At 40.8% G+C, this 12,842-nt stretch carries 13 protein-coding genes; 4 read left to right on the plus strand and 9 right to left on the minus strand.

Going from position 1 to position 12,842, the window contains the following annotated elements:
• Positions 1-20: 20 nt before the first annotated feature.
• Positions 21-506, minus strand: coding sequence for a ribosome maturation factor (locus NG22_RS13125; RefSeq protein WP_053406146.1), 486 nt, complete (start codon positions 504-506; stop codon positions 21-23).
• A gap of 280 nt (positions 507-786) precedes the next feature.
• Between NG22_RS13125 and cysS the strand changes: the two genes are divergently transcribed.
• Positions 787-2,283, plus strand: coding sequence for a cysteine--tRNA ligase (gene cysS, locus NG22_RS13130; RefSeq protein ID WP_172674379.1), 1,497 nt, complete (start codon positions 787-789; stop codon positions 2,281-2,283).
• A 249-nt stretch (positions 2,284-2,532) separates the two neighbouring features.
• Here the strand turns inward: cysS and rfbA are convergent, their stop codons facing one another.
• From rfbA to NG22_RS13150, 4 genes are read right to left on the minus strand one after another with little or no spacing between them, the layout of a single operon-like run.
• Positions 2,533-3,396: a glucose-1-phosphate thymidylyltransferase RfbA gene (gene rfbA, locus NG22_RS13135; protein WP_053406148.1), complete on the minus strand. Its 864-nt coding sequence runs from the start codon at positions 3,394-3,396 to the stop codon at positions 2,533-2,535.
• 50 nt (positions 3,397-3,446) lie between these two features.
• Positions 3,447-4,496, minus strand: coding sequence for a dTDP-glucose 4,6-dehydratase (gene rfbB / locus NG22_RS13140; protein WP_053406149.1), 1,050 nt, complete (start codon positions 4,494-4,496; stop codon positions 3,447-3,449).
• A gap of 7 nt (positions 4,497-4,503) precedes the next feature.
• Positions 4,504-5,490, minus strand: coding sequence for a UDP-glucuronic acid decarboxylase family protein (locus NG22_RS13145; RefSeq protein ID WP_053406150.1), 987 nt, complete (start codon positions 5,488-5,490; stop codon positions 4,504-4,506).
• A 5-nt stretch (positions 5,491-5,495) separates the two neighbouring features.
• Positions 5,496-6,827 (minus strand): UDP-glucose/GDP-mannose dehydrogenase family protein, encoded by a 1,332-nt coding sequence (locus tag NG22_RS13150; RefSeq protein ID WP_053406151.1) that lies wholly within the window; start codon positions 6,825-6,827, stop codon positions 5,496-5,498.
• A gap of 244 nt (positions 6,828-7,071) precedes the next feature.
• Here NG22_RS13150 and rpsU point away from each other — a divergent pair, with 244 nt between their 5' ends.
• From rpsU to raiA, 3 genes are all read left to right on the plus strand, one after another.
• Positions 7,072-7,266 carry a 30S ribosomal protein S21 gene (gene rpsU / locus NG22_RS13155; protein WP_053406152.1) on the plus strand — a complete coding sequence of 65 codons (195 nt, stop codon included), beginning with the start codon at positions 7,072-7,074 and terminating at the stop codon, positions 7,264-7,266.
• 146 nt (positions 7,267-7,412) lie between these two features.
• A complete protein-coding gene (locus NG22_RS13160; protein ID WP_053406153.1) occupies positions 7,413-8,315 on the plus strand; it encodes a tyrosine-type recombinase/integrase in 903 nt (300 codons plus the stop codon).
• Between the two features lie 23 nt (positions 8,316-8,338).
• Positions 8,339-8,707 carry a ribosome-associated translation inhibitor RaiA gene (raiA, locus tag NG22_RS13165; protein ID WP_082305080.1) on the plus strand — a complete coding sequence of 123 codons (369 nt, stop codon included), beginning with the start codon at positions 8,339-8,341 and terminating at the stop codon, positions 8,705-8,707.
• A 477-nt stretch (positions 8,708-9,184) separates the two neighbouring features.
• Here the strand turns inward: raiA and metK are convergent, their stop codons facing one another.
• From metK to NG22_RS13185, 4 genes are all read right to left on the minus strand, one after another.
• Entirely contained in the window at positions 9,185-10,441 is a 1,257-nt protein-coding gene (metK, locus tag NG22_RS13170; protein WP_053406154.1) for a methionine adenosyltransferase, read from the minus strand.
• Between the two features lie 149 nt (positions 10,442-10,590).
• Positions 10,591-11,304: an SAM-dependent methyltransferase gene (locus NG22_RS13175; protein WP_053406155.1), complete on the minus strand. Its 714-nt coding sequence runs from the start codon at positions 11,302-11,304 to the stop codon at positions 10,591-10,593.
• A gap of 1 nt (position 11,305) precedes the next feature.
• Positions 11,306-12,061: an alpha/beta fold hydrolase gene (locus NG22_RS13180; RefSeq protein ID WP_053406156.1), complete on the minus strand. Its 756-nt coding sequence runs from the start codon at positions 12,059-12,061 to the stop codon at positions 11,306-11,308.
• Positions 12,062-12,067: 6 nt separating this feature from the next.
• Entirely contained in the window at positions 12,068-12,781 is a 714-nt protein-coding gene (locus NG22_RS13185) for a pyridoxine 5'-phosphate synthase (RefSeq protein ID WP_053406157.1), read from the minus strand.
• Positions 12,782-12,842: the final 61 nt, after the last annotated feature.

Genomic DNA, 12,842 nt, shown 5'->3' on the forward strand with positions numbered 1-12,842 from the left:
ACTTTTTAGCACAGCCTTTCTTAAAATACAATTACAATCATGGCTTCCTTGATGGAATCGAAAGCAATCTCGGTATCCTCATAGTTTACCTTTTTCTTTCCTTTTTCCTTCACCTCGGCCTTCAGAAGAATATTTGAATCTGTTACTTCCAGTAACTCCCCTTTAAAAGGTTTGGATTCTCCTTCCACTGTAACTTTTAGCGTTCTGCCAATATTCTTCAAATATTGTCTGTGCAATTGTAGCGGGTAATCCAATCCGGGAGAAGACACTTCCAAAATATATTTGGTGCTAATGACCTCCTGCTCCTCTAACTGATACCCTACATATCTGCTTACCTCTGCACAAACATCAATATCCATACCATCATCGCCATCAAGCAGCACCAAAACTTTCATATTGGGCTGATGACCACTGATAATCACATTGACAACAAAGTATTGATCGTCCTTCAGGGCCTCCTCAGCCAACTTCCAGACTTTATCTTTTAAATCTTCCTGAAATGCCATACCTGCATTTATAAACAAAAGAGGGAGCGATGGGCCCCCTCAACCTTTTGATAGCGCAAATATAGAAATTTTTAATTTTTATAACAACATCTTATTTGATCACAGCTAGATATATATGCATTCCTTTTAATTTTAAGGCACCGAAAGGAGACTTTCTATCTCCAAAAGGGTATTTATAAAAATCAGTTCTGTCCAATCATTTTTTTAGATTTGGATTTTGAGGGAGAAAATTATCATCCATAATTCCTTTAAGACTTGGCGATTATTTTAAATTTGCATTATGCTGAATGAATTAAAAGTCTACAATTCCCTAAGTGGGAAAAAAGAGAAGTTTGAACCACTCAATCCCCCATTTGTTGGGATGTATGTTTGTGGTCCTACTGTTTACAGTGATGTTCACCTGGGAAATGTTAGAACCTTTATGTGCTTTGACGTCATCAACAGATACTTAAAGTTCCAGGATTATAAAGTGCGCTATGTACGCAACATTACTGATGTAGGACATTTAGTGGATGATGCTGATGCCGGGGAGGACAAGATCGGGCGCATTGCAAAACTGGAAAAAATTGAGCCCATGCAGGTTGTTCAGCGTTACACCACCGGTTTTCACGAGGTCATGAAATTATTCAACATCCTCTCTCCGGACATCGAACCCTCGGCAACGGGACATATCATTGAGCAAATTGAGGTGATTCAAAAAATATTGGACGCAGGCCTTGCCTATGAGTCTGAAGGGTCGGTTTATTTTGACATTGCCAAATATAATGAGCAGGAAAATTACGGAAAACTTTCCGGCAGGGTAGTAGAAGACCTCTTAGAGACTACCCGAAATTTGGACGGACAGGAAGAGAAGCGATCCAAGGCGGATTTTGCCCTTTGGAAAAAAGCTTCCGAGGAGCACATTATGCGCTGGCCATCTCCATGGGGCATTGGTTTCCCGGGCTGGCACTTAGAATGTACGGCCATGAGCACCAAATATCTGGGTGAGCAGTTTGATATTCACGGAGGAGGATTGGACTTAAAATTCCCTCATCATGAATGTGAAATTGCGCAGGGAAAAGCCGCCACTGGCAAAGAAACGGTCAAATATTGGATGCATTCCAATATGCTGACGGTTAATGGCACTAAAATGAGTAAATCTAAGGGGAATTCATTCTTGCCTAACCAATTGGTAACCGGAGATCATGAATTATTAGAAAAAGGATATTCTCCAATGACTGTCCGCTTTTTCATGCTACAGTCCCATTACTCTAGTCCATTGGACTTCTCCAATGACGCTCTGAAGGCTGCGGAGAAAGGATATATACGCCTTGCAAATGGAATGAGGTTAATCTCCAAACTGAATTACCAGGAGGAGGAAGGCGTTGAAATCAATGAAAAGCAGCAGAAACAAATCAATAGTATTTGTGATAATTGCTATCGTGCCATGAACGACGATTTCAATACTGCTCAAACCATTGCACACCTTTTCAACCTTTTGAAGAAGATTAACACCCTATATTTAGGTCAACTGAAATATGCAGAGATAGGTCGGGAAACTTATGACCGCCTGATCAATACCTTTAACGGTTTTGTTTTTGATGTTTTAGGCCTTCAAGAAGAAAAAATCGAAGAGGTAGATCCGATCATCCATATGCTTTTGAAATTTTACCAGGAAGCTAAAGAAGCTAAGGATTATGATAAAGTGGATGAAATTAGAGCTGCTCTGAAAAGTCAGGGCATTGCAGTAAAAGATATGAAGGACAAAATTGACTGGGCATACGACGAGATAAAATAAAAAAAGAAAAGGAGGTCAATGACCTCCTTTTTTTATAACGCCGTAATATGTCCTAACCCGAATTATTCACCGCTAGATTCACCCAGCCACCTTAAGTGACTTTTTTTCTTTTGTTAATATTGGCTTACAAATTTCCCATTTGCCCCAATTTGGGTAGGCTTGCATTTTCCTCATGCATCTGTTTCGTTGGAAAAAACTCGAAATAGGGACTATATCTTCATTTTCCCCGCCTTGCAGCAAAACGAGGATTTAAGCGTGAATAATACGGGCTAAGTATTGACCATAACCACTTTTCATTAAGGGCTCTGCGAGTTCTAGCAATTGCTCCTTGTTAATAAAGTTCATCCGGTAGGCGATTTCCTCAATACAGCCTACTTTTAGCCCTTGTCTTTCTTCAATAATTTGAACGAACTGCCCGGCCTGAGCCAAAGAAGCATGGGTGCCGGTATCCAACCAGGCTGTACCACGATTCATCACACTGACCTTCAATTTCCCCTTCCTCAGATAAACTTTATTTACATCTGTAATTTCCAGCTCTCCTCTTTTGCTTGGCTTGATGGATTTAGCAATAGACACCACCTCATTATCATAAAAGTACAAGCCCGGCACCGCATAATTTGACTTTGGCTCCAATGGCTTTTCCTCGATGGAAATGGCTTGTTTTTGATCATCGAACTCTACCACACCATAACGCTCCGGATCATTCACATGATAGGCATAAATGATTCCTCCATCGGGATCAACATTCCCCTGAAGCTGAGTGGATAAGCCGTTTCCATAGAAAATATTATCACCCAAAATCAAAGCGACCTTATCATCCCCAATAAATTCCTCGCCAATAATGAAGGCCTGTGCTAATCCTTCAGGATGCTCCTGAACAGCATAAGAAAATTCACACCCCAGTCGTTTTCCATCTCCTAATAATTCTTCAAAAAATGGAAGGTCCCTTGGGGTTGAAATGATCAATATCTCACGAATACCAGACATCATGAGAATACTTAATGGGTAATAAATCATGGGTTTATCATAAACCGGCATCATTTGTTTACTCATTGCTAAAGTTAGGGGGTGTAACCTCGTCCCTGATCCCCCCGCTAGAATTATTCCTTTCATGGGATAAAAAATTTAGGGGCAGAAAAATCCGCCCCTTGGTTTCAATTCTTTTATTGCTCGTACTGCTCCTGGTAGTACTTTTGGTAATCTCCTGAAGTAATGTTGTCCATCCACTCCTGATTTTCCAGATACCAATCAACCGTTTTGCCAATCCCTTCTTCAAACTGTAAACTAGGTTCCCAACCCAATTCCTTCATAATCTTGTTCGCATCAATGGCATACCTCAAATCATGACCTGCACGATCCGTCACATAGGTAATAAGTTGCTCTGCCGTTCCTGCCGGACGACCTAACTTCTCATCCATTACCTTACAAATCACTTTAATCAGGTCAATATTCTGCCACTCATTAAAGCCACCGATATTGTAGGTTTCCCCCAATTTTCCCTGATGGTAAACCACATCAATTGCACGGGCGTGATCCACTACGTACAACCAGTCTCTTACATTTTCTCCTTTCCCATATACCGGAAGAGGCTTATTATTTCTAATGTTATTAATAAACAGCGGAATCAATTTCTCCGGGAACTGATTTGGCCCATAGTTATTGGAACAATTCGTAATCACCACCGGTAACTTGTATGTATTGGCGTAGGCTCTTACAAAATGGTCTGAAGACGCTTTTGATGCTGAATATGGAGACTGTGGGTCATAAGAGGTATCTTCGTAAAAGAAACCTCCATCATCAAGAGAACCATAAACCTCATCCGTACTAATATGATAAAATCGCTTCCCTTCAAAATTATCTACCCATAAGTCCTTGGCAGCATTTAAAAGATTTACCGTTCCAATAATATTGGTCTTCACAAAAGCCAGAGGGTCTTTAATAGAGCGATCTACATGTGATTCGGCCGCCAGATGTAAAACCCCTTCAAATTGATATTTCTGAAAAAGGCTATTGATGAAAGCTTCATCACAAATATCCCCTTTAACGAATTCATAATTTTCCTTTTGATCAATATCAAGAAGGTTCTCCAGGTTCCCTGCATAGGTCAACTTATCCAAGTTCACTATTTTGTACTCAGGGTATTTATTTACAAAAAGACGAACCACATGGGAACCGATAAAACCGGCTCCTCCCGTAATTAAAATGGCTTTCATTAAAAAGTTACTTTTTTATGTATTGCTCAAAATTATTATGCTCTTTTTTATAAAGCTCCGATTCGGATAAGGACTTGAAATACTCATAGGTGATTTTAAGCCCTTCCGCCCGGGAAACTTTAGGTTCCCAATCTAGTATATCTTTTGCTAAAGAAATATCTGGTTGCCTTTTTTTAGGATCATCGGTAGGCAATTCTTTATAGATCACTTTTTGATCTGTTCCTGTAAGCTTAATAATCTCTTCTGCGAATTCCCCAATGGTAATCTCATTAGGATTTCCAATATTCACCGGATGAGCATAATCCGAGTGCAATAAGCGATAAATCCCTTCCACCAAATCATCAACATAGCAGAAGGAGCGGGTTTGAGAGCCATCCCCAAATACAGTTAAGTCCTCTCCTCTTAAGGCTTGCCCTATGAAGGCCGGTAATACTCGCCCATCATTCAGACGCATTCTGGGACCATAGGTATTGAAAATACGGACAATCCGAGTTTCTACCCCATGATAGGTATGGTAGGCCATGGTCATGGCCTCCTGAAATCGTTTGGCTTCGTCATAAACACCTCGAGGCCCGACAGGATTTACATTCCCCCAATAATCCTCTTTTTGAGGATGAACCTCAGGATCTCCATAAACCTCGGAAGTAGAGGCAATCAACATCCGGGCTCCCTTTGATTTGGCTAATCCTAACAAGTTGTGTGTACCTAATGAGCCCACCTTCAATGTTTGAATCGGGATTTTCAAATAGTCGATAGGAGAAGCTGGTGAGGCAAAATGAAGGATGAAATCTAAGTCACCGGAAACATGCACGAAATTAGATACATCGTGATTATAAAATTCAAAGTTAGAAAGCGGGAAAAGATGCTCTATATTCTTTAAATCCCCAGTGATCAGGTTATCCATGGCCATGACATGGTAGCCTTCCTTTATAAAACGGTCACACAGGTGCGAACCCAAAAAACCGGCTGCACCTGTGATTAATACTCTTTTCATATGACTTAAACCTTTACAGTTTGATGTTTACGAACTTCTGCTCGTCCCACGCTAATATAATCAAAACCGAGCTCTTTCATGACTTCCAAATCATAAAGGTTTCTGCCGTCAAATATGATGGGGTTATTCAAGCCTTTTTGTAGGACATCAAAATCCGGGGTACGGAAGACTGGCCATTCGGTAAAAATCACCAAAGCATCTGACTCATCAGAAGCGGCATATTGGTGTGAACAATAAGTTATTTGATCCCCGAAAATTTCTTTCACATTTTCCATCGCTTCAGGATCATAGACTTTCACCCTCGCTCCAGCCTCCAAAAAGTCTTTAATATTATAAAGAGCCGGAGCCTCTCTAATATCATCTGTATTTGGTTTAAATGCCAAGCCCCAAACAGCGATTGTTTTTCCCTTCAGGCTTCCACCAAAATACTCGATCAATTTTGGAAAAAGCTTTGTCTTTTGGCGATGGTTCACCTCCATTACAGCATCCAAAAGCTTAAAATCATATTCATATTCTTTGGACGTTTTCTCCAAAGCCTGAACATCCTTTGGAAAGCATGAACCTCCATAACCTATGCCCGCAAATAAAAATCGGTTGCCAATTCGGGTATCGGTTCCCACTCCACGTCGAACCGCGTCCACATCAGCACCCACTAACTCGCACAGATTGGCAATCTCATTCATAAAGGTAATTTTGGTCGCCAGAAATGAATTGGCAGCATACTTGGTCAATTCCGCTGATTTCTCATCCATAAAAATCACCGGATTCCCCTGCCGAACCAGCGGCGCATATAATTGCTCCATCACTTTCTGCGCATCTTTGGAGGTGGTTCCTACGACCACCCGGTCAGGTTTCATAAAATCATCCACAGCCACTCCTTCCCGTAAAAATTCAGGATTAGACACCACATCGAAGTCAACAGTGGCATTTGCCGCAATTCTAGCTCTGACTTTCTCAGCGGTTCCGACTGGTACCGTTGATTTATCCACCACGACAACATATTGATTCAAAATTGGCCCTAATTCTTCCGCCACCTGCAAAATGTACTTCAGGTCGGCAGATCCATCTTCCCCGGGAGGCGTGGGCAATGCCAAAAAGATAACTTTAGCCCCTTCAATTCCTTCCGCTAAAGAAGTGGTAAAGGACAACCTACCCTGGTCAATATTTCTATGAAATAAAAGATCCAGACCGGGTTCAAATATGGGCATTTCACGATTGCGCATTTTTGCCACTTTGCGCTCATCTATATCTACACAGGTCACATGATTTCCGGTCTCAGCAAAACAAGTTCCGGTTACTAATCCGACATAGCCTGTTCCTACTACTGCAATTTTCATTGTGTTGGGGTTTAAATGATAATTGAAAAATATTCCTAATGGAAACACAGGGTTAACTTATTTTTTTTGTAGTTGTTCGTGAAAAATTACAATTCAAAAAATATTTTTTTGATCAGATCTTGAGCTGTTTTTCGCTAATCCGCTTATTTTTAAAGAAAAAGCTGGCAATGGTGGGGAAATTAAAAATTAATATCCTATCTTTGCGTTCCGATTGAATTGAACGAAATTGAAATAGAGATATATTATGATCATCGTAAACGTAAAAGAAAACGAAAGCATCGAGAAAGCGCTTAAGCGCTTCAAGAAAAAATTTGAGCGTACTGGAGTATTGCGTGAATTGAGAGCACGTAACTTCTACACTAAGCCTTCTATCACTAACAGACAGCAGAGACTAAAGGCTGCTTATAAGCAGAAAATGTACGCTGAAGAAAACTATTAATTAATAGTTTTTTGAAAAAATTAAGTACCATCCTAAGATGGTACTTTTTTTTTGCCCATTTTTCAGGTAATCAAATTGGCTGGTGAAAAACAACACGTAAATCACCTGCTCCATAATTTCACATTGATTACCTTTTCACTAAAAATATGATTAAGGATTTTTTGAGGTATATGGCTTATGAAAAAAGACTCAGCCAACATACCATCATCTCTTACGAAAATGACCTTAACAAATTTTCTCTCTACCTTCAGGAAAATGCCATAGAGACCCCCGTTCATTTGGTCTCCCCCAATGAATTGAGGCAGTGGATCATTTATCTTTCAGAGGAAGAAATGGCGATAACTTCTATAAACCGAAAAATCGCCTGCCTGAAAAGCTTTTTCAAATTTTGTCTGAAAAGAGGCACCATTGAGAAAGACCCTACCGAAAAACTTAAAACTTTAAAAAAGCCTAAGCGCGTTCCAAAATTTATTCCGGAAGACCAACTTAATCACTTTTTGGACCAACTGTCTCACCTGCCCGAGGACTTCCAAGGCCTTAGAGATCGATTAATATTAGAGCTCTTATATGGCACCGGTATAAGACGGGCGGAGTTAATTGAGTTAAAAAGTGAACAAATTGATAAAAAAAATTACACGGTCAGAGTCAGGGGTAAAGGTAACAAAATCAGACTAATACCACTAAATAGCACCCTCAGAGAGCTTATTCCCCGATATGAAGAACAAAAACTAATTGAATTTTCGGGTAACACTTGCGAATTTTTAATCGTTACCAATAGTGGAAAGCAATCGTATCCAACTTTTATTTATAAGAAGGTGAAGGAGTACTTGGAAATTTTTAAAACTATAGACCAGAAGAGCCCACACATTCTGAGACATACGTTTGCTACCCATCTTTTGAACCGCGGAGCTGATTTAAATGCCATTAAAGATCTTTTAGGACATAGTAGTTTATCTGCTACGCAGGTTTACACACATAATAGTATTGGAAAATTAAAGGATGTTTTCAATCAGGCCCATCCAAAGGCCGAGGAAGATATCCATAAATAGATCACTTAAAATACATTTCGCTTATGAAGTTGCAGATGCATTCTATTCACTTTACAGCTGATATCAAGCTATTAGACTTCATTCAGAAGAAAGTTGACAAACTGGAGACTTTTTTCGACAGAATTATTGACGGCGAAGTATTCTTACGTCTGGCTAAAAATGACGATAACGAGAATAAGATCGTAGAAATTAAATTAAACTTACCAAAAACTCAGCTTTTCGCTAAAGCAACCGGTAGTTCATTCGAGGCGGCAACGGACGAGGCGACAGAAAGCTTAAGACGACAACTAAAAAAATACAAGGAAAAATTAACCGACAAGCAAAACAATAAAGAAGTTCTTCTTAATCAAGAAGCAATCTCCGAGGAGGAGCTTGAAGAAGAGTTCGAATAAAAAGCATAATAAAAAAAAGCCGGCCTTTGGGTCGGTTTTTTTTTGCCCCACTATTCCTTGAAATGAATTCTAACTTGAATTATTCACCACTAGGTTCAATACCCCACCCCAGAAAGTTCATTATCAGCATAATTTGGTTGGGCTTGCTGATTTTTTAATGACCAAAATTAGGTAAGAGCAACTTCTCCATAATAGCGATGCTATTCTCTCAAAATATTCGGGTAGCGATTCTGCAACGCTTCAAATTTTCGCTACGAATTTTGGATTTTAAACCCACCCTAAGCTTGCTTTCTTTTCATTGGTCTAACTCCATGAAAAAACTCGAAATAAGCAAAATCCCTTCATTTTCCTACCCACCAGCCAAACGAAGGTTTTAGCCTGAAGAATCCGGCTTAAGAATAGGTTTCACATAAAAAAATAGGATCCAGCCTAAGGCCAAATCCTATTTTTAAAAGACAAGCTATTCAAGCTAAATCCTTATAGACTAAAAGCATTTTTAATGGCTTCTACATAGTCCAATTTTTCCCAGGTGAAAGTTTCCACTTCCAACACTACAGGCTCCGAGTACGGATTTGGGAAAGAAACTTTTTTAACTTCTGAAGTTCTACCCATGTGACCATAAGCAGCTGTTTCCTGATAAATGGGGTTTCGTAGTTTTAAGCGCTGCTCAATAGCGTAAGGACGCATATCAAAAATGGCCTTCACCTTTTCCGCAATCTCACCATCCGTTAAGTCTACCTTGGCGGTACCGTTGGTATTGACATAAACACCGGTCGGCTCCGCTACGCCAATAGCGTAAGAAACCTGCACCAACACCTCATCCGCTACACCTGCTGCAACTAAATTCTTGGCAATATGACGAGTGGCATAGGCTGCTGAACGGTCTACTTTTGATGGATCTTTACCTGAAAAAGCACCTCCACCATGAGCTCCACGACCGCCATAAGTATCCACAATAATTTTGCGACCAGTCAAACCGGTATCACCATGAGGACCTCCAATCACAAATTTCCCGGTAGGGTTAATGTGATATTTGATATCCGCCCCAAAAAGATCCTGAATATGTACCGGCAAGCTAGAAATCACTCTTGGCAACAAAATCTCCTTGATATCGGCTTCAATTTTACCGAGCATCTCCTCATCGGTATCCGCGAAAGGATCGTGCTGAGTAGAAACTACAATCGCTTCAATGCGCTCCGGCTTATGGTCATCAGAGTACTGAACAGTCACCTGAGATTTTGCATCCGGACGCAAATAAGGAATTTCATTCCCCTCGCGACGCAAATCTGCAAGTTCGCGAAGAATACGATGAGAAATTTCCAATGCCAGTGGCATGTAGTTCTCAGTTTCATTGGTCGCATAACCAAACATCATCCCCTGGTCCCCTGCACCCTGATTTTCTCTATCCTCACGGTCAACACCACGATTGATATCATCAGATTGCTCATGAATAGCGGAGATAACGCCACAAGAATTACCATCAAACTGATACTCTCCCTTGGTATATCCAATTTTATTGATAACGTCACGAGCGATTTGCTGTACATCCAAATAAGCTTTGGATTTCACCTCCCCGGCCAAAACTACCTGACCAGTAGTCACCAAGGTTTCACACGCAACTTTTGAATGCTTATCAAAGGCCAAAAAATGGTCGATAAGTGCATCAGAAATTTGATCGGCAACTTTATCCGGGTGCCCTTCTGATACTGATTCTGACGTAAAGAAATAAGACATATTAAAATATGATTTTAGGATTTTTTGAACTCGGCAAGGGGACCAAAACCGCCTTGGCACTCAGACCAAGAAAAACACTCCCTTGCAAAGAACATGAATGTTAAATCGAAATTCAAAGTTAGAGAAAATGCCTGAAACTAAATACGTTTTTAAACACTAAGTACAAAAATTGTCGGGAATTTGCCTATGGTCAATTTCTCTTTTCTCCATTGAGCGATTGTCTTGGTTTTAATGAATTCCTCCTTACCGGAAACATCTTTAGCTACGCAAAGTTTGACGTTCGGATTGCAGTTTTTCACTAAATCGTTAAAAAGATGATCATTCCTATAAGGCGTCTCCATAAAAATCTGCGTTTGATGAAAATCTTTAGCCGTTTTCTCTAAACGCTTGATCGCCTCAACTCTTCTTTTTTTATCAATCGGAAGGTAACCGCTAAAGGCAAAGGACTGCCCTGAAAAACCGGAAGACATCAAGGCCATAAAAATGGAGGAAGGCCCCACTAAAGGCACCACCTGAATTCCCTTATTATGCGCAAAATCTACGGCCAATGCCCCCGGATCAGCGATTCCCGGACAACCCGACTCTGAGATAATCCCGACATTCTCACCATTCAGTACGGGCTGCATCAATTGAGCCAGCTGGGTATCTTTGGTCTTTTTATCCAAAACTTCGAATCTCAACTCTTCAATGGTCAGGCCCAATTTCAAGCTGGAGATATACCTTCTGGCCGTTCTGATATTTTCCACCAAAAAGTACTGTGTATCCTTCACCACTTCACGAACCTGCTCTGCAATTACTGCCGGAGCCGTTTCGTCTGCAATGACGTTGGGGATTAAATATAGTGTACCTTTATTCTTTGACATCTTATAAATATTTACTGATCACCTCCAGAAATGCCTGAGGTTTTTCTGCATGAATCCAATGACCCGCCTCTGCAATGGTCTCGAATGAAGCATGAGGAAATTGTCTCAAAATACCATCAAAATCTTCCTCCAGGATATAATTGGATCTGGCTCCTCTGATAAAAACGGAAGGCCCGTCAAAATGAGATTGCGAATCCAAAGGCACCACAATGTTCTCAATTTGATCTTTTATCACTTCTAAATTGAATTTCCATCGAAAACCTTCCGGACCTCTGGCCAGGCCTTTCAAAAGAAATTGTCTTACTCCAAAGTCTTCAATCAATTTACTCATTTGCTCATCCGCCTGCCCCCGACTTTTAATGGCAGACAAATCAATAGCCTCTAATGCTTCAATAATCAATTGATGATGCACCGGATACTCCTTGGGGGCGATATCCACTACTACTAATTGCTTAACTTTTTCAGGATGCTCACAAGCAAACTGCATGGCCGTTTTCCCTCCCATGGAGTGTCCGATGATATCAGCCTCTTCGATCTGATGAGATTGAAAAAACACCTCCAAATCATCTGCCATCGCCTCATAATGGTGATCCATTGCATGGGGCGAGCCCCCATGGTTTCGCTGATCTACCAAATAAACGGTACGCTTTGCTGCTATGGCACGGGCAAAGGTCATCCAGTTATCCAGAGAGCCGAATAAGCCATGTAATATAATCAGGGGAGTGCCCTCCCCAACCTGTTTAAAGTTAAGCTGCATGCTGGTTTATTTTAACTGTCGAAGGTAAAGTTGAATGGTATTTTCAAATCCCATATAGAGGGCATCACATACTAAAGCGTGGCCGATAGATACTTCATCTAATTGCGGCAATTGTTCTTTAAGATATTTCAGATTATCCAAATCCAAATCATGGCCTGCATTGATCCCTAAGCCTAATTCCTGCGCTTTCACTGCTGCCGCCACATAATGGGATACCGCCTCCTCTTTGTCTTTATGGAAGTTAGCCGCATATGGCTCGGTGTACAACTCAATTCTATCCGCTCCGCAATTTTTCGCTCCCATTACAAATTGAGGGTCAGGATCCACAAAAATAGAAACCCGAACTCCCTCTGCTTTAATAGCCTCGCAAATCTCTTTCAGAAAACCTTCATGCTTAACCGTATCCCAGCCTGCATTGGAGGTAATGGCTGTTGGTGGGTCCGGCACCAAAGTCGCCTGAGCGGGCTTCACCTTTTTGATGATTTCCATAAAACGCTCATCCGGATAACCCTCAATATTGAATTCAGTAGTCACCACTTCGCTCAAATCCAAAACATCCTGGTAGGTGATATGTCGCTCATCCGGTCTGGGATGCACCGTGATTCCTTCCGCACCAAACCTTTCCGCATCCAGTGCCGCTTTTACAACATTCGGATTGTCCCCACCGCGCGAATTGCGAAGGGTAGCGATTTTATTGATATTTACACTCAGCTTCGTCATATCATTACCTGATTTATTAAATTTAGGCGCAAGTTAGTATTTTAAGAGATTTTCAGGAGGC

It is taken from the genome of Persicobacter sp. CCB-QB2, from assembly GCF_001274635.1.
In the GTDB taxonomy this organism is placed as follows: domain Bacteria; phylum Bacteroidota; class Bacteroidia; order Cytophagales; family Cyclobacteriaceae; genus Persicobacter; species Persicobacter diffluens.

Bases quoted from the DNA above. Each gene is read 5' to 3' on its own strand.
- NG22_RS13185 (WP_053406157.1), bottom strand. From the start codon at position 12,781: ATGACGAAGCTGAGTGTAAATATCAATAAAATCGCTACCCTTCGCAAT.
- NG22_RS13150 (WP_053406151.1), bottom strand. From the start codon at position 6,827: ATGAAAATTGCAGTAGTAGGAACAGGCTATGTCGGATTAGTAACCGGA.
- NG22_RS13175 (WP_053406155.1), bottom strand. From the start codon at position 11,304: ATGTCAAAGAATAAAGGTACACTATATTTAATCCCCAACGTCATTGCA.
- metK (WP_053406154.1), bottom strand. From the start codon at position 10,441: ATGTCTTATTTCTTTACGTCAGAATCAGTATCAGAAGGGCACCCGGAT.
- rfbA (WP_053406148.1), bottom strand. From the start codon at position 3,396: ATGAAAGGAATAATTCTAGCGGGGGGATCAGGGACGAGGTTACACCCC.
- rfbB (WP_053406149.1), bottom strand. From the start codon at position 4,496: ATGAAAGCCATTTTAATTACGGGAGGAGCCGGTTTTATCGGTTCCCAT.
- NG22_RS13145 (WP_053406150.1), bottom strand. From the start codon at position 5,490: ATGAAAAGAGTATTAATCACAGGTGCAGCCGGTTTTTTGGGTTCGCAC.
- NG22_RS13180 (WP_053406156.1), bottom strand. From the start codon at position 12,061: ATGCAGCTTAACTTTAAACAGGTTGGGGAGGGCACTCCCCTGATTATA.
- NG22_RS13125 (WP_053406146.1), bottom strand. From the start codon at position 506: ATGGCATTTCAGGAAGATTTAAAAGATAAAGTCTGGAAGTTGGCTGAG.
- NG22_RS13160 (WP_053406153.1), top strand. From the start codon at position 7,413: ATGATTAAGGATTTTTTGAGGTATATGGCTTATGAAAAAAGACTCAGC.
- raiA (WP_082305080.1), top strand. From the start codon at position 8,339: ATGAAGTTGCAGATGCATTCTATTCACTTTACAGCTGATATCAAGCTA.
- rpsU (WP_053406152.1), top strand. From the start codon at position 7,072: ATGATCATCGTAAACGTAAAAGAAAACGAAAGCATCGAGAAAGCGCTT.
- cysS (WP_172674379.1), top strand. From the start codon at position 787: ATGCTGAATGAATTAAAAGTCTACAATTCCCTAAGTGGGAAAAAAGAG.